Below are 24,623 nucleotides of genomic sequence, written 5' to 3'. Positions count from 1 at the left end.
TTTACTCTATAATTCTACCTTCTTTATTCTATTCTCTTTACTCTATTTTCTTAAACTTCCCACTCTCCTTTTGCGACAAACTGGGCTTTCCCTCCTATTTTGATGTCAAATTGATTTTCGGCTAATTTCCCTTTAAAATAAATTTGAGACGGACGATTGATATAATCTCCCTGATGATTTATCAACTCAATTTCCGGAGCATGATATTTTAGAAGATAAGCCTGCAAACAAGTACTCGCACTTCCGGTTGCCGCATCTTCCACCAGTTGATTGTGTTCAACGCACAGCATTCTGCTAAACAATTTTGAATCTTCCAGATAATAAAAATACAAGGCTCTATGATCGGTTTTGCAATGCTTTTTAAGCCACCCGTCTGTTTTATCTTTATCTAAAACCAAATTCTCCAAAGCTCGTTTACTGTTTAGTGGTACCATCACAAAAGCACTTCCTGTCGTAACTTCCTGAATAAGATACTGATTATCAAAATCATCAATGGTCAGATTACTGAAAGACGGAAAATCTTCTTTGGCAAAAACATCCCAAAATTTCGGCTGTGCCGCTTTTAACCAAATTAAATCTTCTGTTTTATGAATTGCAATTGGTCCAATAGGAACTTCTAATGTGATATTCTCAGGGGAATGATCAAATATTTTGTTGATCAAAACCCAGGAAGTTCCAATTATGGGATGTCCCGCAAACTGCATTTCATGAGCAGGGGTAAATATTCTGATCTCTGCTTTATTTTTTTCTCTGTCAAGCTTGGTTATAAAGGTGCTTTCTGCAAAATTAATCTCGCGCGCCATCTGCTGCATTTCTTCGGTACTTAGATTCCCTGCTTCCGTAAAAACGGCTAACTGATTTCCGGTATATTTTTTATCTGCAAAAACATCAACTATATAAAATGGTAAACTCATAACTTGTAAAATGTGATTTGTTAAATATGAAATGTGAGATGTTTTTTGTAAAATGTGAAATGTATTTTCTATAAATTCCATTTCGCAGATAACATCTTACTTTTCACTAAATAAATTAAATTGTAAAATGTGTTTTGTGAGACGTAAAATGTATTTTGTGTTATTTGTATTTCACAGATAACATCTCAATTCTCACTAAATAAATTAAATTGTAAAATGTGCTTTGTGAAATGTAAAATGTATTTTCAGTAATTTGCATTTCACAGATAACATCTCACATTTCACAAATAACATTTCAGATAAAAACTACTTACTAATAGACGAATTCGTTTTCGATTCTTCTAATTTTATGGCATTTAATTCTTTCTTCGCTTCTTCAACAACATCCGGATAATCGGTAAAATTGTTAATGACGTTGTCTAAAATATAAGTCGCCTGATAACTGTCTTTTAATCCGTAAAAATTCTTTGCCATTAGCACTAAACTTTTCGCTCCATAATATTTATAAGCCGAATAATTTTTAGCCAGCTTTTGCACTGAAACATTCGAAGCATCAAATTTTCCTTCTTTGGTTTTAAAATAAGCATCATAATACAATGCTTCCGCTGCCAATTCTCCTTTCGAAGTTGCCGATAATTTAGCATAGGCCGTTTTAGCTTTGTCTTCATTTCCGGTTTGCATTGCTGCACGAGCCACGATAATCTGTGCATCGGCTTTTACATTGGCATCGGCTTTTGCGTTTTGCAATACTTTATCAGCGTACACTACAGCATTGTCATACTCTTTTTTGTCGTAGTAACATTTCATCAGGTTGGCCTGCGCAAAGTTTTTATTCTGAGGGAAATCAGCCTCATTTTCTAAACGTACTAAAACCGGAACCGACTGATCACAATCTTTTGCTTTAAGGAAAATCTGTGCGAGTCTGCTTAACGATTGCTCTGTAAATTCACTTCTTGGCTGATCAATAACATATTGGTAATTTGCCACTGATTTAGTTTCTGATCCTTCAGCAAAATACAATTGCGCTAAATAAAAGTTAGCTTCCAGTGCATGCATTCCTTTCGAAAATTTATTCACATAACCTGTAAACCCAGTTATAGCTTGCTTACTGTTGTTCTGACTGTATTGTTTGAAAGCCGCATCATAAGTATCATTATCCAATTCGGCATCGGTAACCGCCACAAAATCTAATGTACGTACCCAGGTCGCATATTCATCCACCTTTCCTGAGTCTACATAAATCAATCTGGCTGTTGAAACGGCTTCTAAAGCTTCGGGAGTTTTAGGAAACTCCGCTGCTACTTTCTTAAACTTCACCAAAGCCTGATCATCACGATCTGAATTGTAATAAATCAATCCTTGTTTTAAAATTGCTTTCGAAGTAAACGACCCGTTTTTAAATTCTGAAATCAACTGATCATAGGTTTTAAGCGCCTGATCGTTCTTTTTCTCTGTTACATAAGTATTCCCTAATTCGTATAAAGCATCGTCTCGATAAGAGGACTTTTTATACATCTGAAGGAAATGGCTCAACTCATCGGCTTTCTTATCGTTTTTGGACATAAATCCATAAGAAATTGCTTTTTGGAATTGTGCATAATCAGCGTCAACACCTTTTGCTTCAATCGCTTTGGAGTAGGCTTCATTTGCCGCACTGTACTTTGAACTCACAAATCGGCAATCGCCTAAACGCAAATATGAATCGTTTAAACGCACTTTATCTTCTTTCGAATTATCAATTTGCGCCTGAAAAGAATTACCAGCCTGATCGTATTCTTTTTGTTTAAAATAAGCATAACCAATATTGTAATTGATGTTTTTATACTCATTAGTAGTTTTTGCTGCAGCTAATCCTGCAAATTGTTTATAGGTAAGTAAAGCATTCTGAAAATCATCAGTCATATATTCTGTTTCGGCTTTCCAGAATGTCGCACGGGCTGTAAATTCAGGAGTTTTTTGTTCGCTGACAGCACTTTTGAACATTTTCCCGGCTTCCTGATAATTAGATTCATTGTACAATTCTACACCTCTGTAAAAAAGTACTTTTTGGTAAGCAGCTTTATTCTCAGCCGATCTGTTTTTTTCTAATAATGAAAGCGCTTCTTTGTAGTTTTTAGAAGAAATATAAGAATCAACCAATAATTTTTCTACTTCAGATCTGCTTGAATTGTTTGGATATTTCTTTAAAAAATCAAGTAAAATTCCAGGTACCGTTTGATAGGCATTACCTATCTCATAACTCAGTTTTGCATAATTCAACGCAGCATCTTCCTGAATTTGCGCATTAAAATCCATTTCAGAAGCATTTTTAAACGCATTTAAAGCTTCCTGTTTTTTACCTGTGTTTAAATACGCTAAACCTAAATGATAATACGCATTCTGAGCTACAAAGTCCTTTCCTTCTATAATTTTATTGAATTGGGAAATTGCTTTTTCATACTCTTTTTGTTCGTAATAGGCATATCCTAACTGATAGAAATCGGTATTATTCCACTTCCCTTTTTTACCCGCGTATTGTTCTAAAAACGGAATCGCTTTACCATATTGCTTTAAATTGAAATAACTTTCTCCAATAATTTTGTTCAGCTCTGACTTTTCCAAATCATTAGATTTACTCATAGCTTTTTGCCCCAAATCAATTGCTTTTTGAAAGCTTCCCAACTTAAAATTCATGTCGGCTTGATAATACGAAAGCTTTTCTTTGTATTTTTCTTCGCCTGAAACTTCATCAAAATATTTCGTTGCTTCTTTATAATCGTCCCCTTCATACGCCATAAATCCAAGGTAATATTTGGCCTGAGAACCAAAATCAGGAGAATTCACCACTTTGTTAAAATAAGTAGTTGCTTCTTTTTTCTTTTTAGCGCTGAAATAACTGTATCCTTTCTGAAAATTAAATTTATCCGAGTCTGATTTGCTCATGTAACTTTCGTCCACTTTATCAAACCATTGTAATGCTTTCGGGTAATTTCCCTGTTCAAAAAAATACTGAGCAACTTCAATATACGCCTGATTTTGTTTTGTACTTGTCGGATAATCGTGTACAAATTTTTCCATCAGCGCATCGGCATTTACTTTATTCGTTCGAATGGCGCAATTGGCAATATAATAGGCACAATCCGACTGAACTTCTTCTGTCGTGGCATTATTTTTTACATATTCGAAAATAAGTTGAGCCGAAGCATATTGTTTGTCATTGTATAAAGCCAGTGCTTTGTCGAAATCCTTTAAGTCGTAAGTATAAATAGCTGATTTTTGTGCCGAAACTATGGTTGAGAAAAGGATTATAGGGAGTAAAAAGAACCAGGGAAGTTTACGCATTTTAATTATATTTAGTATTCAAATGTATCATTTTATACCGTTTATAACGAAACGTTTCTTGAATTTATTATAACTGAATATTTTAATCACAATTATTAAACCGTATAATAAACGCCAAAAGATTGGTTCTCAAACTTTACCAAAATATTTTTCTGTTTTACATTTAAAAGTACAATTCTACTATGCTTGCCACAGATTTCGGAGATTCTCACAGATTGAAAATAAACTTTTGCAAAAAGAATAAAATCATTCTAATTCTTTAATCTGTGGCTATTTTTTGAAATTCCTCACAGAAATGATTAAAATTTATTTTGAATCCAAGCGTTATCTTATTACTTTTACCATTCAAATTAATTTTATTATGTCGCAAACCGTACTGTCTCTTAAAGAAGTCACTATATATCAGGAAGGAAAGAAAATTTTATCTCACATTAATTTAGATGTTCAGCACGGTGAATTCATCTACATCATTGGAAAGACAGGTTCCGGAAAGAGTAGTTTCATGAAAACACTTTATGGTGATTTGCCTTTAACGGAGGGTGAAGGACATATCGTTGAATTTGATCTTGCGACTTTAAAAGAAAGCGAAATCCCTTATTTGAGACGTAAAATCGGAATTGTGTTTCAGGATTTTAAGTTACTTCCGGATCGTTCCGTAAAAGACAATATGCTTTTTGTTTTAAAAGCCACCGGCTGGTCTGAAAAAGAAGCCATGGAGCATAAAATTGATGAAGTTCTGGATAAGGTAGGTATGAAAGAGTTCTTAAACAAGATGCCACACCAACTTTCGGGAGGTGAACAGCAGCGTGTTGCCATTGCAAGAGCGTTACTGAATGATCCTGAATTTATCTTAGCCGATGAGCCAACCGGAAATCTTGATCCGCAAACCAGCTCAGAGGTTCTTGAAGTACTTAAAAAAATCAATGCCAACGGTAAAACAGTAATCATGGTAACTCACGATTATGCTTTACTGATGAAATTCCCGTCTAAAACCCTAAAATGTGAAGACGAAAGAATTTTTGAAGTGGTACAACGCAGCGTATAGTGCTTTCTATTTTAATTCCGGTTTATAATTATGATGTTGTTTCATTAGTTAAAAAACTTCATGAACAAGCCTTGGAGTTAAATATCACTTTTGAAATTATCTGTATGGATGATGCTTCAAATCTTTTTACAAATGAAAACCAACAAATTAATCAATTTAAAAATAGTTCATTTGTAATACTTAAGAAAAACATTGGACGAAGTGCCATCCGAAATTTGTTAGCAGAGAAAGCCGCTTATCAAAACTTACTATTTCTCGATGCTGATACATTTCCTGTTCATGAAAATTTTCTTTTGAACTATATTTCAAAAATAGATAATCGTGAAAAAATCATTTATGGAGGTATTTTGTATGAAAAATCAAAACCATCCAAAGACCAAATTCTACGATGGGTTTATGGCACAAAAAGAGAAGCCTTAAGTGTTTCTGACCGGGATAAAAATGTGCATCTCTCTTTCCTGACTTTAAACTTTTTAATTCAAAAAAGTATCTTTTCCAAAGTCAATTTTAACGAAAGCATCCCCAATCTAAGACATGAAGATACGCTGTTTTCGTATGAATTAATGCAAAACAAAATTGAAATAACACATTTAGAAAATCCGGTTTACCATTTAGGGATTGAAGACAGTAAAACATTTTTAAAAAAATCTGAAGAAGCCGTTTTAGGATTAAAAAATCTAGTAGATTCAGATTTAATTTCCAAAGATTACGTTAAGCTTTCTTACTATTTTGTAATCATAAAAAAAATCCGCCTTCGATCTTTAGTTTCTTTTGGTTTTAAAATCTTAAAACCTTTATTCAAAAAGCAGTTGTTGAGTAAAAATCCTTCTCTTTTTCTTTTTGACCTTTATCGATTAGGGTATTATTGCAGTATAAATTAAACTTTTACAATTGAGTCAAATAATTCTTTCCACTGTGTCATAATAGAATGTAAATTATACTTTTCTACACTTTTTATTGCTTCCTCACTCATTCTCGAACGTAAGTCTTTATCTTCTATCAAAAGACTTAACTTTTCAATATAAGAGCCCTGATTACCATCTTCTATAAGAAATCCGTTTTTATTGTTTTTTATAATTGCTTTTGGTCCAACCGGGCAATCATACGCTATACAAGGCAAGCCACAAGCCATTGCTTCAATCAATACCATAGGCAATGCTTCGTTTCTGGAAGTCATTACAAGTATTGATGCTTCTGTATATTTTCGCTGTATATTTTCTACCGGATTACAAAAAACTACACGCTCTTCGATTTTTAACTTTCTTGCTAAATTTCGCAAGCCTAAAGCTTCATTTTCTTTGCCATAAATTTCCAATATCCAATCCGAATGTTTTTCTACTATGGATTTCCATATTTGAAGTAATCTGTCAATCCCCTTTTCATGTGAATGCCGTGCTACAGCAATAACTTTTTTTGCTTCTAAATCTGAAAAAGATTTTCTTTCAATCCATAACGGATTAGAAATTACATGACTGTTTTTAACTGACCATTCACTCAAACTTTCTTCAGATAATGCTATAAAAAGCGCAAACCGAGAAGCACAATAATTTCGATAATTGTATTTAAACTTGCTGCTAAATCTAAAAAGACCAGCACTCTTGTATTCATTAAATCTTGAACCATGTGCTTCAAAAACAATAGGGACTTTTGTGCTTATGAGTAATGGAATTGAAAATGATTTTAAGGCAAAATCACAAACAATAATACAATCGGGCTGTATTCTTTTTATATACTCTTCTAATTTTCTTTTATATTGAAGCAGGTTAAATCCTTTGTTACTTTTTAATGATATATCGTAAAAATCAATTCGTTTATTAAACTCAAAAAAAAGATTTTCATTCCCTTCATTTTGAGTAACAATACTAACTTCATAATCAAATTTTTCAATCAAATAATTAGTTTTTACCGCAAGTACTCTTTGTACTCCTCCTTCTTCGTCTGCTCTTTGTGTAATATAGAGTAATTTCATTTTTTTGATATCAAAAAATCATCGTAATTCCTTATATAATCCTCTTCTTCAAAAACTTCCGATGCTAAAACCAAACATACAGCTCCGGACGAAAAATTTTCGAGCTCACGCCATATATTATTCTTAATCAACAAACCTTTATCCGGTTTATTTAAAACTACTGTTTTTTCAATTTCGCCATCTTTTAAGACTACATCAAAACTCCCTGAAATTGCGATTAAGATTTGCTGCAGCTTTTTATGAGAATGACCTCCTCTTGTAGAAGAACTTGGAATATCGTATAAATAATAAACTCTTTTTATCTCGAAAGGAATTGTATTCTTTTCAATTACTGCAATATTACCTAAGATATTTTCAATTTTTGGAAAATCAATCATTACTATATCCATACTCTAACTATCAGCTTTATATTTTATTAGGTAATATCATTATCGATTTCTTATTTTCGTATCAAATATATAACTCTTTAAAAACAATGCAAGATAAATTATTAGTCACTGTTATTTGCTTGTGCTATAACCACGAAAATTTTGTGGTAGAGAGTTTATTTTCCGTGATACAACAAGATTATCCGTTTATCGAATTGATAATCATCGATGATTGCAGTACTGATAATTCAAAAAGTGTAATTAAAAGGTGGCTCCCGGATTACCCTGAAGTTAAATTTCTTATTAATGAAAGTAACTTAGGAATCACCAAATCATTTAATAAGGCTCTAAAATTGGCTAAAGGAGATTATATCATTGATTTGGCTGCAGATGACGTTTTAGTCCCTAATTGTGTTTCTTTGCAAATTGAAACTTTTAAGAAAAGTACCTTTACAAATCTTGGTGTTGTATACGGAAATGCTGAACTGATTACAGAAAAAGGTGAATTTGATTCTTATTATTTCCCTGTAGATCATAATCATAAAACTATCAAGAAAAAACAAAATGGTGATATTTATAAGAGCGTCCTCTCAGGTTTAGACAGCATTTGTTCCGTTTCTTCCATGACAAAAAAAACTGTTTATGATGCATTAAATGGGTATGATGAAACACTTGCTTATGAAGATTTAGATTTTTGGATTAGAGCCTCTCGTGTCTATGAATTTGACTTTATTGACGAAATTTTGGTTAAAAAAAGAATTTCCGATAATTCATTAACTTCTAGTTTCTACGACAATAAAAAGTTAACGTTTCGGAAAATGAATTTATCAACTTATTTAATTCTTAAAAAAGCCATTCATTTAAACCAAACTAAAAAAGAAGATCTTGCAATTCAGAAAAGAGTGCATCATGAGATTGTACATACTTTTCAAATCAAAGATTATAATTTATTTTTTAAAAACGTCGGCTTACGATTCTGGTTGCTCTGGAGGACTACTTTTAAAAAGTATTAGAAACTATTTTCGCTTCCACTGCTACTTAATATCAAAAACATCTCTGTTTAAAAATTGACATAAACTAGTTTTTCAGTTAAAATAACCGTGTCCTAAGTTTATTTTTGATAATTAATTACAGCTGTCCTAAATACTCTTGTTTCATAAACACCTGTAGCCGTTGTTTCAGGTTTATTAATTTGATGTACAAAATGATTCTATCCGAAAACTACAGGTCCTGTAACTGCCCCTTGCCAGAAATTGTCTTCTATAAAAAAACCTTTAAAATTCAATTCTAACTCCTATTTGATTACCACTTGCTACTAAAGTGGTTTTAGTCCCTGGTTTATAATTTTCTACCAGACCTTCATTATATTTCGCAATGGCAGATTTAATCTTTCTGGTATACCCTATTTTAATGGGGATAGAGGCGATAATCATGGCTCCTCCAATAATCGCAGCTGTAAAACTGGTAGGTTCAGACTTAACTGTAGGTCCGTAACCATTACTCGCATAGGACACCGTGGTATTATCCTGAGTTAAACCCACTATTAAATTGGCAACCACAAGGCCGCTACCTCCATAGAAAAGTACATTGCCCCATGTTTTTTTGTTACGCCCCGCATTATAAAGTGACAATGCTTCCGCATTAGTGTCCAAATAGGCACGAACCACATTGGATGATAGCTTTTTGTTTTCAGTCTCGTTGTAAACAACTCCTCCGCTTCTGTAACTGAGTTGTTGCGAGAACACTGATACGGATACTACTAAAAATAAGGTGGTAATTATTGATTTCATGATTCTAGATTCTACTATTTATTATTACTTTTTTGTCCCAATATGGCAAACATATAAAAACATCCTTAAACAAAAACTGTCACATGTTAGACATTACATGTGATACAAAATGATTCCCCCATTTAAACCTGTCACATCTATTCTAAAACCTTTACTGGAACACTATTTTTACTTTCAATTATTCCATGATAAACCTTATAACCATTTTCTCTAATTGTTTTAAGTATTGGCCTAGACAAGATTTTTCTAAAATTAGTACTATCACTATAAATCAACATTTTAAAAAAATATTTTTTATTCTTATCAAGATTTACTGATGAATAATTAGATTCTGGAAAATAGTATAGAATCTCAAAATATTTAGATTCGCCTTGTTTAAGGAAAAAATTATTTTTATCAATCAATTTTTTATAATCCGGAGAAATTGAATAATTTAATTCCTTTATCTCCTTCTCTTCCATTGTATAATTTATTTGTTTACAAGTACTAAATTCTTCAGTAGGTAAATATTCCTTGCTATTGTATTCAGCATGATTACCATTTTTATCTAAAATTTGAAAGAAAACATTACTAGGTTGTAAACCTTTTATCTTCCATGTTAACTTTGAAAGACTGTATGAATTAAAATAATAATCAGACAAGGTATTATTAGTAATTTTATAGGTAATAATATTTTTCATTCTACCGTTTTCAAGTTTTGAAAACTCTATTTTAGTAGAAATTATTTCTAATTCAATATTATCTTTACTTCCAGAGCAAGAATAAATAAACAAAACAAAAAGAATAAAATATGTTTTCATATTATTAAAATTATTTACCTTCAAAATATTTTTTCATTAAATCTCTTTGTCCAAAAATAAAACCATCAACTTCACCACCAACATTTATTTGATAATTGTACGCATCCCATTCTATTAAAGCTCTTAGTTTAGAATACACCCCTTCTGGTCCTAATGGTCCATAAATATTCTGAGCTCTCGAATAAAAATGAGTAACGATTTGGTAAGCATGTCTATACTCATGAAATAATGAACTCACTAAACGATATATACTCTTAGCGTTTTTTTCATATATGGTTATTCTGTTAGTACTTGACAAATTATGTTCAGCTACATTCTCACTTGTTCCATCAGAAAATATAAAACTTGGTTTACCGCCAGCCTCATACGAGGTTTGAAGTCCTTCTACTTTTGGATTCAATGTTTCAGTGATAAATTCCGATGTCATTTCCGGTTTAGCATCGGGATTTAGTCCACCATTTTCAATCTTTTGTCGCAAACTTGTACTTTCTTTAATCTCATGCACAAAATGATTCAGCCCACTAACCACTAACCCTGTTACAGCCCCTTGCCAGAAATTGCCTCCTGTAAGTGCTGCACCAGTTCCTCCTGAAACAGTTCCAAAAGCAATCATACCCAATCCCGAATTTGCAAAACTTCCTCCAAGGCCGCTCATTCCGGTATTCGCTACTGCAGCACCATTTTTACCTACTTCACTCATACTTGATCCTCCACTCCAAAGGCTAGAAGCAACACTACTTAGGGCTCCGGCAGCAAAACCACTCCAGAATTTACCTCCTGAAATTGCGGTCATGCTTCCCTGAAAGGTACCATGAGCTACTGCCTGAAATGCCGCTCGTGAAAAGAAGTTAGTAAACAATTCTGTTGAAGCACTACCAATTCCAAAGGTCACTGCTGCACTTGCCGCACCAATAAAAGTAGACTTAACCAAACCTCCTACGCTAAATGGCACATCGGCTAGCAAGGCTGTTAAAGTGTAAGTTACGGCTGCTATAGCTGCCCCAATACCTACTGCCGCTAAAAATCCTATTTCAGCATATTCTCCACTCGGATCTGTATACTTCAATGGGTTATTGAGTACATAACCATAACGATTGTAGTTTTGGGTATTGGATGGATCCTGTATAAAATTATCCGGCTGTAGGAAACGATGCAATTTTGGATCGTACAAACGACCGTTCATATTGATAATCCCTATGCTCTGCAAATGCTCATGCCCAGTATATCCACGATCTAAAACAGTCAACAATCCTAAATCTGTACCAACTCCGTTTTGCACTTTCAAAATGGCTCCCCAGGCATCAAAGAGTCGCTTTTCGATTATTGTTCCACTGTTATCGGTTACTGCCAAGATAGTGCCCTGATAATCTCTATGTAAATATAAATAATTTTGTGCTGTGCCATCACTTTTTACTACAAGGGGAGCACTATAACCATCACCCCCTATGTAGGTTACAAATTCTATAACACCGGTAGTTCTGTTTTCTTTGATTTCCATAGTCCCGTCACCCGAGTAATGTTTTCTAAGCGGGCGAAACAATTTATCTTCTTGCCCTCCTCCATAAAACATCGTACTGCGATCGTTACCATCATTATACGTGAAACTAAGATACTCGATATAATTTCCATCACGTCCACGTTCCTTAATTGTTGCAGGGCTCTTAAATGTATTATAAGCAATATCTAAATCAAGCTTTGGAGCTGAATTGGCTCCTGTACCTCTGTTTTTATAATAATCTAATGCCTGAGTAGATAATGTAATCGAGTTGTTTTGATATGTTTTTCCGGTTACAGTATAATTATAAGTCCCCAAATTGTTTTGGGTAATTTTACCTTTTGCATCGTAAGTCTGTGTTTCTTGCTGACCCTGTGCATTATTATAGGTCAGTAATCGGTCTAATTCATCATATGTAAAGTTTTCATTCCAATTAAACAGGTTATTCGTTCTATTGGTCAGATTCCCTCTTTTAGGTTCAAAAGCGGTTGTCAGAGTCATTACGTTCCCCGGATTGGTAACCGTTCTATCCCACTTAAACTGTGAGGCATAACCATATTGATCGTAATTGTTATTTACGGCAATTCCGTTTCCTAAACTTGCATTTGTTAACTGCCCTCTTTCGTTTAGCGAATTGGTCTGCCACAATACCTGTTGCGTAGCGTCGTCTACAATTTGCCATGGAAAGCTATTCTGATAGGTATGTTTTAACTTCTTTGAACTTGATTTACCTCCTATAGCTGCTGTTGCTGTTTCTTTATCTGCACGTCCAAATGTATCATAAGTAATTTCTTTGGTGAAAGTAGCATAAGGGGTATTTTCTATTGTTTTACTGACTCTTTTATAACTATCATATTCAAATGAATTGGTAATCGAATTGCCCTCCAGATTATTAACAAAAGTGCTTGTCGTTATTAAATTGGTAGCCGGATTATAAGCATAAGTCGTCTTACTGTTGGTATTATTCCCAACTATTGTTTTTTCAATTGTTTTTCCTGCGGTATCATACACGTAAGCAGTTGTTCCATTAGGTGTGGTCTCCGTTTTAATTTGTCCGAAAGCATCATAAGAGTAGGTATACGTTCCGGCACTTGGATCAGTCATGCCAACTTTATTACCCCAGCCGTCTATCGATATTGATACTTTGTTGCCCTGATAGTCTGACTCCTTTAATTGCCCGTTGGCGTAATATATAAAATTGACAGCTCCACCCGGATCTGTAGTCTGTGTTTTATTCCCTAAAGCATCAACTGTAATGGTTGTTACCTTACCATCATCGTTACTAGTTGTTGTTAATCCTGAATAGGATAAACTTTGAACTTTTCCGGTAGGTGATGTTATTTTTTCTGGACGCATTAAATAGTCATACTCATAAACTGTCCATTGACCTGGGGATGAAAAATAAGGTTCACTTTCTTTGGTTTTTCTGCCTAATCCATCATAAACAACCTGCTTCGAAACCATAGTACCTACTGCAAAGCCTTTAGTTGTTGTAACCACAGCCCTGCCTAATACATCATACTGTGTTATGGTTTTACCATCAGTATTAGTTGTAGTAGTGGTGGTATAACCGCCGTCAGACAACTTGGTATAAACTATAGCACTCGTTAAAGGTGTTGCTGCTGTATTTTGTGTAGTCGTGTTAGTTACTTTCCCCCAGTTGTCGTAGATGTAATCGTTGACAACTCCTAAATAATCTGTTGATTTAGTAACCTGCCCTAATGCATTGTATTCAAAATTCGTTACAAAGCCCTGATGGTCTGTTTTTTTGACTACAAATCGTTTCGTACTTTCGTATTCATCTGTAATAGTTCTTGCTGCCGGTGGAGACGGTGCTCCCGGAGCACTTACTGTTTTTGTCAATAAATTCCCCAATGAATCATAACTCATATCCTCTATAATTGGATAGGTATTATGTCCTTTCTTTTCAGTTCTTGTTAAGTTTGATCCGGTGTAAGTATACTTTTCCTCAGAGGTACGATTATCACCTGTATAAACCGTCTTCGAAGAATTGATCTTTTTAGGACGTCCTACGTAATAAGCATTGCCAACTCCTGTAGGATTATTATCGTATTCGGTATCCACCGTAGTAGTTCCCTGCAAAGTGGCCCCGCTATACTGCTTTGAAACATTTCTAACTTCTAAACCAAAGTAATTCGTACTTTGAACTGTTCCGTCATAAGTAAAAGAAGTTTCATTCTTCACCCCTGTCAAATGATCAACAGTAGTTTGTTTGGTAAGCAAAACATTATAAACACTCCCGTTTGAATTTGGAGCACTTCCACCCTGAGAAGCAGCCACAGGAGAAGCTGTAAACTTGTTGTTATTATTGGCACTGGCAATAAATCCAGGTTTTAGGATTATTTCAGGTGCCTGATAAACAACTGCTACATCATCATTTACTTTTGACAAGGCAATTATAGAACCGCTGGCTTTATAAGTCTGCCCGACGGTAACAGGATCTTGTATCGTAATTGTATTTGGAATGGTACGCGACGAGACAGCATCGCCGCCACCTTCTGTATAAACTGCGAATTCATTTGTCTTTGTACTCAGTAAATTACTTGGTGCACTATTAAACACAGTGCTTCCGTCAGTACTAGTCCAGGTAATGGTATTGGCTCCCTTTAGAGCAACATCATTAAACTGTGTCGTCCATATTTTGGCATCGCCGCTATTTAAGTACCAGCTGCTTCTGGTGGTTTTAACAAAACCAACTGTTCCAAAATTGAAATTAGACACATATCCTCTATACCTAAAATCCTGATACTTCGATACACCATTGATCTTTGCCGTAAGTTTAGAAACCAAATAAGCTCCCGGATTTCTTATAATTTCGATATTAGGATAGGTCACTCCATTCTCTGAAGAATAAAAATCAGTTGAAGAATTTCCTAAGCCGCTGTCTGCAGCCTCCATTGGTTTGTATTCGATGGTCTGTTTTATGTTTCCATTTGATTCTGTTACGCTTATTAATCTGTTTTCGGCATCAACATTTTTATTGAATTGATAATATTCAATTTTATTGTAATGCCCTCTGACAAAAACAAGATCTGTGTTGGCTCCGTTGTATTTAAAATTAGAATTAATAGGAATTGGAACATCCGGAGAATTTGAATGTATTACACCAGAATCATACGTTAAATTAAAAACTGTACCGTTTACCGTACCAATATTATTAGCAAAGCCGGTAACCTGCCATTCGGTATCATGATTATTTATAGTCCAGGATTCCTTATAAAACTTTCTCCACACTCTAACAAGATCAGACTTCCCATCTTTATTGATATCCATTGCATAATAATTACTCCAATGTCTTTGAGTATTATAATGCGTTTTTGTATCCGGCCAGTATTCTACAATATTTAAATTTTCCTTTGTGAAAAACTCTCCTCCAGAAGTATTTCCATTACTATAATAAATATTCCAATTTATATCACCAGAACCACCTTCACTGGTAGGAAGCATGACATCAACTTTACCGTCTCCATTAAAATCTCCCAAAGGCATTTGTTTTGTATCACTAAACTGATCCAAATTTCCCGTACCAATTACTTCAACAGCTGCCCAAGGTGCAACCGTTAATTGACGAATAGAAACAATACGATAATTCTTAGTTGTCTTATTAACGATTAAAATATCCGCTTTCCCATCTCCATTAAAGTCTCCGATAAATCGCTTTTCAGTCTCATTACAAAAAGTAAATTCCGGTAAAGAGACAAAATCTTTTGTATTAAACTCTGTTGAAGCGTTTGGATTTAAATTTACAAAATAAGCTCTGCTAATACAACTGCCTATACTTGTGCTTTTCAAAATACAATTACAATTCAAAGCTTCTCCACCAGGCCCAATACAAGGGCTATCCATTCCATAATGGTCAACTTGGTGAAATTGAAGAACTATAACATCTGAAATTCCATCACCGTTAAAGTCTCCTTCAATGTACTGATTGTTTAAATTAACCAGCGTTGGGAATTCAGTAGTTGTATTACTACTTTTGCTCATTCGACTTGTTTCTCCTCCGCCGCCTCCTGTACTGCACTGAATTTCATTGATTACAATATTCGAAATTGCAACTGATTTAGAATGAACCAAATTTACTGAACCACCAACAAGATTATAATATTTAAAAGTCACATAATCGAGATTTTCTTCAGGATCGATTATGCTGTTAAACTGATTTATTTTATTATCAGTTAAGGTAGTAGCGGCAAATGTTTTTCCAGATGATGCATAAAAAGGCATTGTTATAGGTGTATTTCCACTATTCCCTTCAAACAATTTAGTAAACATTTTTCGATCTACAATAAAATCCAATCTGCCATCCCCATCAAAATCCCCCGCTAAATCTGTTTTATCAAATTCCAGATTATTCGTGTATTCTTTTTCTGTTCTCTCTTGATTTACCGGACTGGAATCGTACTTGAACTCTACCGGATTCGATTCTTCATTCTGTGCATTTATTTCTTTTATGCTTGATACTCGTTCATACCCCAATTGTCCATCTTCTGTATGAGTAAGTTTGTATGTTCTAAAAATACCATTGTTTGCATAAACTTGTATATTATCAAGTATTTGAGTTGCATAAACTGGAACTCCCTTTAGATAATCCCTCTCAATACGCTTCGAATTTCTATAATTAAAACTGATTTTATTCTGTGCAGCAATTCCTGCAGCTGTATTTCCACTAAAAGCTATATTGTCAATGTACAATTGATTGGAACTATTATAAGTAACTGTTTTATAATTATAGTCAATAAAATTGCCGTTTACATCTTCAAAGTGAACAATATACCAGGCGTTTAACGAAACTGAATTTTGCAAACTCCCGGAACTTTTAGAACCATACCAGCTTCGTGATCCGTCAGGAGCTGTCACAATAAAATAAGTAATTGAACCTTCTATTTTTAGTTCAATTTTTGTATTGTTTTTATACTCCGTCTCATAAGTAGAACCATTTGCCCAATATGTTCCTGTTTTTATCAATAAACGCTGTCCGTCTAATGCTAATTTGTCATTATCATCGAAATCAACTCCATCAACAAAACCATCAATGTCACGTCGTGTAGCTATACGGCTAATGGCCGAAATGCTGTTTATACTCCACCCTTGTCCTGCAATACCTCCTCTAATACCGCTGCTATAAGTAAGATTAATTATAGGGGCAACGCTTTTTATACTTGGTGGTGTAGCAATAGGTAAAGTGTAAATGGCTGTTCCTGATGCAGAAATTTGTAATTCTCCTTTGGTATCTGTGAAATTTTGAGAAAAAGTTAAATTCGTAATTATAATTAAAATGAAAAGGTAAAATTGCCTCATATGATTTTTATTGCTTGATGATTTTAATCGATTTCTCTCCTCCGTCTTTATAGGAAAGCAAAACAAGATAAACGCCTCCAGGGTAATTCTGAAAAGGAATATTTAAACTATTTGTTCTCTCGTTAGTACTATAGTTTTGTAAAACCTGGCCCGATATTGAATAAATCGCAACCGATGTTACATAATTATTGTTGGTTAATTGCCATTGTAGATACAGCTCTTCTTTTACTGGATTGGGATAATATGAAATTACATCCTCCGGTGAAAATTTAAGCAGGTCGCCTTCCACCAACTCATCGATTTCTTTTACCTGCTTTGCAGATTGTGAACAACCTGACAAACACAATTCTCTAAGAATTTGATTCCCTGCAGCATCATAATTAAATTGTATTTTTGTTTGTGCCTGAGACAGAAAAGAAAGCCCCAGTAGTAATAATGTAATGTAATATTTCATAAACGGGATTGTATTAAGAAGCGAGTTGGCTACTGTTTTTTTGTTGCCAGTAATAGTTTTACCTGAGATTTTAGTTCTTCTATTTCCTTATTTTGCTGAATCATGTAAAGAGTAAGTTCCTCTATTTTTTCCTGCTGAATTTTTGACATTTCACCAAGTTCAAGCCCCTTTTCTGTAATTTCTTTAGCAGAAGGTACATTGGGTAAATGACCATTTTTTACAATATAATTTTCAACTTCTTTTAAACTTGGCAGTATATAAGTTGGTGCAAAAACATAATCCGCCCAGGTATTGTACACTTTAACCTCTTCGGCTCTAATTTTTCCTTTTACGGAGAGTTTATAAGTAGCTGCTCCATCTGTAAAATTTGAAGTTCCTATGCCAATATTAGAATCCGTTAAGATATTCCCTTCTATTTTTGCACTTCCTGAAACTACAAATTTATGTTCCGGCAAATAATTACCCCAATTTCCAATAACAACTCTAGAATTGGCTTTAGGAAAATGTACAAATACATTTTCATTCCCATCGTCATAAATTTTCATTATCTCCGCTTTGCTTTTGTCAGATACTAACATTTGTGTAAAGCCACCAGTTATAGCAGAGAATCTATACCTCTCATTATTGGCCCTATCATTAATAACTAAATATAAAAGAGACTTTGCATCCAAATTTGATTGCGGAAAATCATAAAAACGAAACATTCTAATATTTGAATTGGGATTTCCATCTAGTGAACCTCCCCCGGAAAACACTAAACTCTTTTCACTTCTCTCATCGTAAGAAGAAAAAATTGATCCATTTGGCATACTATTAGTAAATACTCCTGCTTTAGCTTTAATATTACCATTAACTTCTAATGCCGATGTTGGATTAGTCGTTCCAATCCCTACATTCGTATTTGAAGTTGGGTTATTGGGTAATATACTCACAGCCCCTCCTGCACCTGTACTAATTTGTGCATGAGCAGCTAATACAATTAAAAAACAAAATACTGAATACGTTTTTCTTTTATTATTTTTCATTATATTTTTTTAGAAAGTTAATCTATAGCTTTCAAATATAAATAAAACATTACAAAAAAAACATCAATGTTGTTAAAAAAAAGTTAACAGTAATAATGAATAAACTGATGAAATAAATCCAGGGAGCAAAATATTTAATATATGAAGCATAGCTCTTTGTGTGTAAAAAAAAACACATTTATCCTTTACAATACTATAGACTATATATAAAAAGAAAACTCTTATTTTTCAATTAGAAAATTTATCGCTTTTACAATCTAAGAAGGATCATTTTTACGAATTATACCTAAGGGTCTATAGACTAATATCACTAATCAGAATTTTAGAATCTTACTTTTCAAACTCAAAAATAACTGTAAAACTTCCTTTAGTTCCTCCAACTTTAACAACCAACAAGTAAATAAATAAGTTGCAGTTCCAAAGACAACTCCAAGAAGCAATTGTAATATTAGATTATTCACAAAATATGTTATGGTAAATACCAAAATTGCCATTCCGAGAGCTGCTAAAAAAAAAGAGGACATGTCTTTCAGTTGTTTTATTGCTCCGTATCCATAAAATTTGCCCGGTAAGTAGGCATTTATAATGAACGATAATCCCGAAGTAATAACGTGACCAATTATAATAGCTTTTACACCTAATGGAATTGTAATTATCATCGCTAATATCGTTAAAGGTAATTTTGACAAATCAACTTTTAAGAATAAATCTGAACGACCTACTGCGTTTAATAAGTTCATATTAATTGCGCTCATCGGAAGAAAAATACGGGCAAAAACCATCCACTGCAAAAGCGGGATCAGAGAAATCCATTTTTCAGTAAGCAATACTATCACAATTGGTTTTGCCAGTAAAGCAATAAGTGTCATTAGCGGAATAATAAAAAAAGCTGACATACGAATCATTCTGCTATAAATAGAAACCAATCTTTCTCTGTCATTTTGAACCGTGGTAAGGACAGGAAACGTGGCTTGCTGAACGATGCTAACAATAGTTCCTGCTGATAAATCGGCAAAACTTTTAGCTCTTGTATAATATCCTAATGATGCAGGAGAATAAAATTTTCCCAGACAAATATTATAGGTATTATTAAGAATTTGAGCATACAGACCTGCCATTAACAAGCTTGAACCATAACCAAATAATGACCTGAATGATTTTTTTGAAAAGGAAACAGAAGGCACCCAATTACTTAAAAACCATAAAGATAAAGACGTACTAAAAGTCCCTAAAAGCATTTGGATAACCAATGACCAGACTCCATAACCGTTTATGGCTGCTGCTACTCCACAAACTCCTCCAATAATCATACCTATTACATTGCTTTTGGCTATGGATTTGAAATCAATTGCAATTGTCAATTTTGTTCGCTGAACTACTGCAAAAGCATTTAAAATTAGAGTTAAACCGAATACTCGTAGTAAATTAATTAATTGCGGCTGATTAAAAAATGTCGATATATAAGGCGCTGAAAAAAATAACAATGCATAGAAAAAACAACTAATCACTAAATTAAAAACAAATACAGTCGAAAAATCAAGATCTGTTCTATCCTGACGCTGAATTAAACCTGTTCCCAAACCACTTTCTACAAAAGTCTGTGACAGGGCTATAAAAATGGCTAACATTCCAATTACTCCAAAATCTTCCGGCAATAAAATTCGGGCAAGCAATATACCTACAATAAATTGCCCAAACTGAATGGCAAACTTATCAACTGCCGACCAAAAGATTCCTTTTATTGCGGTTGATTTTAAAGAGGAGTTGTGCATTTATAAAAATAAATTTTAATTATGTTTCAATTCAAAATTATTCAAAAATTTGATTTTCAAGGTATTTCAGAATATTTTCAGATGCACTTGAATTGTTTTTCGGAATTAAAGTATTTTGAACAAAATCGCAACGTTTATCTTTCATCCAATCATTCCCCTTAAGAACAACATTCTCAATGAAGTCAATTATTTGTTTTTTGTTTCTCGACTGATAATGTCCTGCCATCGCTTGATCACCAAAAGTATTCCAATAGTCCATAATTGATTCATCCCGAATCATAAAAAGAGAGGGCTTTCCTGTAATAAGATATTCTGCCATAAACGAACCACTATCATGTATTAGTGCGTCTGATGTCAAAAAAAGATCGATATAATAACCATCTCCAAACTGACCATTTTCAAGATTTATCCATTTATCGAAGTAAGTATCGGTTTTTTCTTTGCCCCAATTTGGGTCATTTTCCAATTTAACTCTTAATAAAGGATGCGGATTGAATGTAATTTGCAATTTATCCTTATAATTAACCGCCAATTCTAAAAAAAAATCGTAATACTCTAAAAAATTAGACACTTTACTTAATTCATTCATTAAATGATGTGGTGACCATATAATTTTTTTTAAGGCAGGATTCTTATTTTTCCAAACTTCTTTTGGCTGTTTATTTATCAAAAGCGGGTCGAATCCGGGATATCCGGTTACAATTCTATTTATGGCTTTATTCCTTTGTTTTTCAGACGCCATTTTTTGATGAATATCCGTTTCTGAAAAAATTTTCCAAACTAAATTATGAAAATTCAGATTATAGGTAAAGTTATAACTAACCGTTGGAATACTATAAGGCACATAACAGGTTAAAGTTTTTGAAAACTCTTTTATGTAGTATCTATAATCCACTAAACCTTCATAAGGGTTAGTAAAAAAAACAAGATCGGGTGAAAATGTCTTTTTTATATCTAAATATTCGTCTGTAGCGGTATCATAAGTTCTAACAACATCATACCCTCTATTCTTAAAGGCATTATAAGCTTTATCCATTTCGAAAAGCATATTTTCTTTTCCAAAGTTCACTATGGGGCAAACAAATATTTGAGGCTCAAATCGGGGATGCTGGAGCATTAAATCAAATAACAGATCATATTTCCAAACCGATTCATGAGTCAGAAAAAAAGCCACTTTAACCTTTTCTTTCTTCCTCACGATCTCAAGTGCTTTTTGATGTTTTTTAGGTGCCTGTCTAATTCTATACTCATCCCGTAGTGCGCGTAATTTTGCAAAATTATACACTTTAATCAGCGACATCCAAATTTTCTCAGGAACGTAGGGTTTAATAGCTAATTTTAATTCTCTCATTTCTATCGCAATTAAAACTAAAACCTATTTAAAACCTCAACAATAAAATCAACCTCAGTCTCCGTCAAAACAGGACTGATTGGCAAGCTTAAAACTTCCTGATGAATCTTTTCTGTAACAGGCAATGACAAATTATTCCATTCAGGAAGTGCTTTTTGCTGATGTGGCGGAATTGGATAATGAATTACAGTTTGTATGCTGTTTTGGACTAAATAAGCCTGTAGCGCTTCACGATTTGACGTACGTATCACAAACAAATGAAAAACGTGGTTATTTGAAAAATCCCAAAACGGAAGTACTATTTTTTCATTTTTTATTTCTGTCAAATATCGTTTGGCAATTTTGCGTCGCCTATCGTTATCGGCATCTAAATGAGGTAATTTCAGACTTAAAAAAGCGGCCTGAAGTTCATCTAATCTTGAGTTCACCCCAATATAATCATTGTGATATTTTACTTCTGAACCATAATTGCGAAGTGCAAAAAGTACTTTGGCCAGCTCTGCATCATTTGTTGTAATCGCACCGCCGTCACCTAAAGCACCAAGATTCTTTCCGGGATAAAAACTATACGCTGCACTTGATTTCAGATTGTTGATTTTAGATTTTAAACTGATGATCGATCCGTCTCCCGAATCTGGAATTTGGAATTTAGAATTATTGGAATTTTCAAATGCACCATGCGATTGGGCTGCATCTTCAACAAGTAATAGATTATTACGATTTGCAATTTCCTTTATTTGGTCCATTTCGGCCAGTTGTCCGTAAAGATGAACGGCTAAAATAGCTTTAGTTTTCGGAGTGATTTTTTCCTCAATTAAATCGGGATTGAGATTGTATGTTTCCAATCTTGGTTCCACTAAAACCGGAACTAAATCTGCCTGCAATACAGCGAGAATACTAGCAATATAAGTATTGGCAGGAACGATCACCTCATCTCCTTTTTGCAGTTTCCCTAACGCTATATAGCCCTTAAAAATCAAAGTTAAAGCATCCAGACCATTTCCTGTTCCGATGCAGTAATCGGCTTTGCAGTATTTTGCAAAAGCGGTTTCAAATGTTTCTACTTCTTTCCCTAAAATGTACCAGCCATTCTCTAAAACCGTTTTCAGTTTTTCCTGAAAAGCGGTTTCATAAGGTTTGTTTATTTTCTTCAGGTCCAGAAATGATATCATTTTCTTTTTTTCTATTTAAACAAAAATACCATTTAACTTCTTATAATTTGCCGTTTCCAGTTCGTAGAAGTCATGAACTATCGTGCCCGCTCCAAAACTTTCTTTCCAGTACGACAAACCTTCATTCAGGTTCTTTCCCTGATTTTCATTCGAAATTCCAAAATCAAAAAATCGCTTTTGTGCAAATCGTTTCTGAATCAGATAATGATATAAATAATCCAGGCTTCCTAAGTCTTCCTTTTCATTCTTCGAAATATACTGACAATGCACTGTCGTTTCAGTTTCAAAAATGGTGGTTCCGGCCACAATTTTATCTTCTAAATAAACATTAAACTGATGAATATTTTGAGGAAAATGTCTCTGCAGATCATACATTTCTTCTGCTGAGTGCACCGGATTTGCATTGTGTCTTTTATTCAAATTGGGAATTAAAACTTCATCCCAAAACACTTCAAAATCAACCTCTTCTTTGATGATCAATTGATTCGAAACTCCTTTTTGATAACCTCTTTTCCTAATTTTTGATACCACATTTTCCTGCGATAAATCGATTACCGAAAGTGAATCACGGCGTACCAGTTTTGCATCAGCCAAAAACAGAGCATACAAAATTTCTTCTGCAGGTTTTAGACGATAAATAGAAGGAAGGGTTTTATAATGCAGTTTCAGAATTTCATTCTCGTTCAGAAAGAACAAAACTGCCTGAAAAATTTCAATAACGTCAGCTTGTTTTGTTTTTTCGCTATAGACCAAGCCTCCGTAAGTCAATCCTTGATGTGAGTAAACCAAATTTCCGACTTTGTTCGCTGGTAAAATTGCTTTTAATTTATCATCCTTGAAAACCAAAAGTGAGAAATCTTTAAATCGGTCTTCGTGGTACTCCATAAAATCACGGTAAAACAGGAATGTTGCATTTTTAGCCTGCGCCACAAATGCATTCCATATTTCGTAATCGTTTTTATGATAATTCCTTACGGTATATTTCATTCCGCTTTCTGTAGTAATTTTATAGTTCTCTTTTGAGTTCTGTTGAAACAAACTTATAAAAAAGTTTACCGCGAATTCACAAATTTAATTTTTATTGTCTAACAAAAATTTAAATTCTGTTTGTGAATTCGCGGCTCTTAATTTTTCAACACACTGCTATTGTTTAAAATCTTACTTGTGTTCAAATGCTGGTAAATACCATTTGTATTTTACGGCTAATAAACGTGTAACAATCATTACGACCGAAGTTACTAAATACAAAACATCGTCTTCTAAATTCAGTTTTTTCAGGATAAAAAATACGATTCCTCCAAAAATACAGATGGTTGCATAAATCTCTCTTCTAAAAATGGTTGGAATTTCGTTACACAAAATATCCCGAATCACACCGCCAAAACAAGCCGTCATGGTCCCTAATGCAATACAAATAACCGGATGCAAACCAATCAGAATTCCTTTCTCGAGTCCAATTAAGGTAAAAACACCTAATCCGATCGTATCAAACAAGAACAGCGAAGTACGCAGTCTGTCGAACTTTTTTCTGAAAAGAATGGCAAATCCAAACCCGAGGATGATTACATATACATATTGCAAATCCAGCATCCATCCTACAGGTGTTCTGCCAATCAGCACATCACGAAGCGTTCCTCCACCAACAGCCGTCACAAAAGCAATGATAAAAACACCAAACGGATCCAGCTTTTTATGCATCGCTGTTAAAGCACCCGACATGGCAAAAGCCATTGTACCAATAATATCTAATAAATGAAACATTTTTTATTTTTTAGCTGCAAAGATGCAGAGGCGCAAAGATACAAAGGTTGAAGCTGTTTTTCTTTAT

17 protein-coding genes are annotated in these 24,623 nt (G+C 33.9%); 3 read left to right on the top strand and 14 right to left on the bottom strand.

The genetic code is table 11. The annotated features are described in order from the left end of the window. Positions 1-50 precede the first annotated feature (50 nt). Positions 51-914 (bottom strand): PhzF family phenazine biosynthesis protein, encoded by an 864-nt coding sequence (locus tag ACAM30_RS14715; RefSeq protein ID WP_369615354.1) that lies wholly within the window; start codon positions 912-914, stop codon positions 51-53. Positions 915-1,220: 306 nt separating this feature from the next. Then, complete coding sequence (locus tag ACAM30_RS14710; RefSeq protein WP_369615353.1) at positions 1,221-4,235, bottom strand: tetratricopeptide repeat protein; 3,015 nt, start codon at positions 4,233-4,235, stop codon at positions 1,221-1,223. A gap of 361 nt (positions 4,236-4,596) precedes the next feature. Between ACAM30_RS14710 and ACAM30_RS14705 the strand changes: the two genes are divergently transcribed. Both ACAM30_RS14705 and ACAM30_RS14700 read left to right on the top strand, forming a co-directional pair. Further along, entirely contained in the window at positions 4,597-5,280 is a 684-nt protein-coding gene (locus ACAM30_RS14705; protein WP_026109865.1) for a cell division ATP-binding protein FtsE, read from the top strand. Then, the gene (locus ACAM30_RS14700; RefSeq protein WP_369615352.1) at positions 5,280-6,161 is read left to right on the top strand and encodes a glycosyltransferase family 2 protein; all 882 of its coding nucleotides are present in this window, start codon (positions 5,280-5,282) and stop codon (positions 6,159-6,161) included. Before ACAM30_RS14705 ends, ACAM30_RS14700 begins: the two co-directional genes overlap by 1 nt. Here ACAM30_RS14700 and ACAM30_RS14695 read toward each other — a convergent pair. Beyond that, complete coding sequence (locus ACAM30_RS14695) at positions 6,158-7,249, bottom strand: glycosyltransferase family 4 protein (RefSeq protein ID WP_369615351.1); 1,092 nt, start codon at positions 7,247-7,249, stop codon at positions 6,158-6,160. The two genes, ACAM30_RS14700 and ACAM30_RS14695, sit on opposite strands and share 4 nt — an antisense overlap. Further along, entirely contained in the window at positions 7,246-7,638 is a 393-nt protein-coding gene (locus ACAM30_RS14690) for an FdtA/QdtA family cupin domain-containing protein (protein ID WP_369615350.1), read from the bottom strand. The genes ACAM30_RS14695 and ACAM30_RS14690 overlap by 4 nt, the downstream gene beginning before the upstream one ends. Before the next feature lie 86 nt (positions 7,639-7,724). Here ACAM30_RS14690 and ACAM30_RS14685 point away from each other — a divergent pair, with 86 nt between their 5' ends. Then, positions 7,725-8,630: a glycosyltransferase gene (locus tag ACAM30_RS14685; protein ID WP_369615349.1), complete on the top strand. Its 906-nt coding sequence runs from the start codon at positions 7,725-7,727 to the stop codon at positions 8,628-8,630. A gap of 261 nt (positions 8,631-8,891) precedes the next feature. Here the strand turns inward: ACAM30_RS14685 and ACAM30_RS14680 are convergent, their stop codons facing one another. The 10 genes from ACAM30_RS14680 to ACAM30_RS14635 all read right to left on the bottom strand — a co-directional run bounded on the left by ACAM30_RS14680 (position 8,892) and on the right by ACAM30_RS14635 (position 24,556). Then, positions 8,892-9,407 carry a hypothetical protein gene (locus tag ACAM30_RS14680; protein WP_369615348.1) on the bottom strand — a complete coding sequence of 172 codons (516 nt, stop codon included), beginning with the start codon at positions 9,405-9,407 and terminating at the stop codon, positions 8,892-8,894. A gap of 137 nt (positions 9,408-9,544) precedes the next feature. Beyond that, positions 9,545-10,207 carry a hypothetical protein gene (locus ACAM30_RS14675; RefSeq protein WP_369615347.1) on the bottom strand — a complete coding sequence of 221 codons (663 nt, stop codon included), beginning with the start codon at positions 10,205-10,207 and terminating at the stop codon, positions 9,545-9,547. Positions 10,208-10,217: 10 nt separating this feature from the next. Further along, positions 10,218-17,021 (bottom strand): RHS repeat-associated core domain-containing protein, encoded by a 6,804-nt coding sequence (locus tag ACAM30_RS14670; RefSeq protein ID WP_369615346.1) that lies wholly within the window; start codon positions 17,019-17,021, stop codon positions 10,218-10,220. Positions 17,022-17,028: 7 nt separating this feature from the next. Continuing rightward, the gene (locus ACAM30_RS14665; RefSeq protein WP_369615345.1) at positions 17,029-17,475 is read right to left on the bottom strand and encodes a T9SS type A sorting domain-containing protein; all 447 of its coding nucleotides are present in this window, start codon (positions 17,473-17,475) and stop codon (positions 17,029-17,031) included. A gap of 29 nt (positions 17,476-17,504) precedes the next feature. After that, positions 17,505-18,500, bottom strand: coding sequence for a hypothetical protein (locus ACAM30_RS14660; protein WP_369615344.1), 996 nt, complete (start codon positions 18,498-18,500; stop codon positions 17,505-17,507). A gap of 314 nt (positions 18,501-18,814) precedes the next feature. Further along, a complete protein-coding gene (locus ACAM30_RS14655; RefSeq protein WP_369615343.1) occupies positions 18,815-20,272 on the bottom strand; it encodes a lipopolysaccharide biosynthesis protein in 1,458 nt (485 codons plus the stop codon). Positions 20,273-20,309: 37 nt separating this feature from the next. Next, entirely contained in the window at positions 20,310-21,623 is a 1,314-nt protein-coding gene (locus ACAM30_RS14650) for a CDP-glycerol glycerophosphotransferase family protein (protein WP_369615342.1), read from the bottom strand. A 17-nt stretch (positions 21,624-21,640) separates the two neighbouring features. Continuing rightward, the gene (locus ACAM30_RS14645) at positions 21,641-22,795 is read right to left on the bottom strand and encodes a DegT/DnrJ/EryC1/StrS family aminotransferase (protein ID WP_369615341.1); all 1,155 of its coding nucleotides are present in this window, start codon (positions 22,793-22,795) and stop codon (positions 21,641-21,643) included. 15 nt (positions 22,796-22,810) lie between these two features. Next, positions 22,811-23,782 (bottom strand): GNAT family N-acetyltransferase, encoded by a 972-nt coding sequence (locus ACAM30_RS14640; protein WP_369615340.1) that lies wholly within the window; start codon positions 23,780-23,782, stop codon positions 22,811-22,813. Between the two features lie 171 nt (positions 23,783-23,953). Further along, positions 23,954-24,556 (bottom strand): trimeric intracellular cation channel family protein, encoded by a 603-nt coding sequence (locus ACAM30_RS14635; RefSeq protein ID WP_369615339.1) that lies wholly within the window; start codon positions 24,554-24,556, stop codon positions 23,954-23,956. Between the last annotated feature and the right edge of the window lie 67 nt (positions 24,557-24,623).

This window comes from Flavobacterium sp. CFS9, from assembly GCF_041154745.1.
Classification (GTDB): Bacteria; Bacteroidota; Bacteroidia; order Flavobacteriales; family Flavobacteriaceae; genus Flavobacterium.
Note: the sequence above shows the minus strand (reverse complement) of the source record. Positions and strands in the feature narration are given on the sequence as shown.

Excerpts from the sequence above, each read along its gene's own strand:
- ACAM30_RS14715 (WP_369615354.1), bottom strand. The coding sequence starts at position 914 with ATGAGTTTACCATTTTATATAGTTGATGTTTTTGCAGATAAAAAATAT.
- ACAM30_RS14710 (WP_369615353.1), bottom strand. The coding sequence starts at position 4,235 with ATGCGTAAACTTCCCTGGTTCTTTTTACTCCCTATAATCCTTTTCTCA.
- ACAM30_RS14705 (WP_026109865.1), top strand. The coding sequence starts at position 4,597 with ATGTCGCAAACCGTACTGTCTCTTAAAGAAGTCACTATATATCAGGAA.
- ACAM30_RS14695 (WP_369615351.1), bottom strand. The coding sequence starts at position 7,249 with ATGAAATTACTCTATATTACACAAAGAGCAGACGAAGAAGGAGGAGTA.
- ACAM30_RS14690 (WP_369615350.1), bottom strand. The coding sequence starts at position 7,638 with ATGGATATAGTAATGATTGATTTTCCAAAAATTGAAAATATCTTAGGT.
- ACAM30_RS14685 (WP_369615349.1), top strand. The coding sequence starts at position 7,725 with ATGCAAGATAAATTATTAGTCACTGTTATTTGCTTGTGCTATAACCAC.
- ACAM30_RS14680 (WP_369615348.1), bottom strand. The coding sequence starts at position 9,407 with ATGAAATCAATAATTACCACCTTATTTTTAGTAGTATCCGTATCAGTG.
- ACAM30_RS14675 (WP_369615347.1), bottom strand. The coding sequence starts at position 10,207 with ATGAAAACATATTTTATTCTTTTTGTTTTGTTTATTTATTCTTGCTCT.
- ACAM30_RS14670 (WP_369615346.1), bottom strand. The coding sequence starts at position 17,021 with ATGAGGCAATTTTACCTTTTCATTTTAATTATAATTACGAATTTAACT.
- ACAM30_RS14665 (WP_369615345.1), bottom strand. The coding sequence starts at position 17,475 with ATGAAATATTACATTACATTATTACTACTGGGGCTTTCTTTTCTGTCT.
- ACAM30_RS14660 (WP_369615344.1), bottom strand. The coding sequence starts at position 18,500 with ATGAAAAATAATAAAAGAAAAACGTATTCAGTATTTTGTTTTTTAATT.
- ACAM30_RS14655 (WP_369615343.1), bottom strand. The coding sequence starts at position 20,272 with ATGCACAACTCCTCTTTAAAATCAACCGCAATAAAAGGAATCTTTTGG.
- ACAM30_RS14650 (WP_369615342.1), bottom strand. The coding sequence starts at position 21,623 with ATGAGAGAATTAAAATTAGCTATTAAACCCTACGTTCCTGAGAAAATT.
- ACAM30_RS14645 (WP_369615341.1), bottom strand. The coding sequence starts at position 22,795 with ATGATATCATTTCTGGACCTGAAGAAAATAAACAAACCTTATGAAACC.
- ACAM30_RS14640 (WP_369615340.1), bottom strand. The coding sequence starts at position 23,782 with ATGAAATATACCGTAAGGAATTATCATAAAAACGATTACGAAATATGG.
- ACAM30_RS14635 (WP_369615339.1), bottom strand. The coding sequence starts at position 24,556 with ATGTTTCATTTATTAGATATTATTGGTACAATGGCTTTTGCCATGTCG.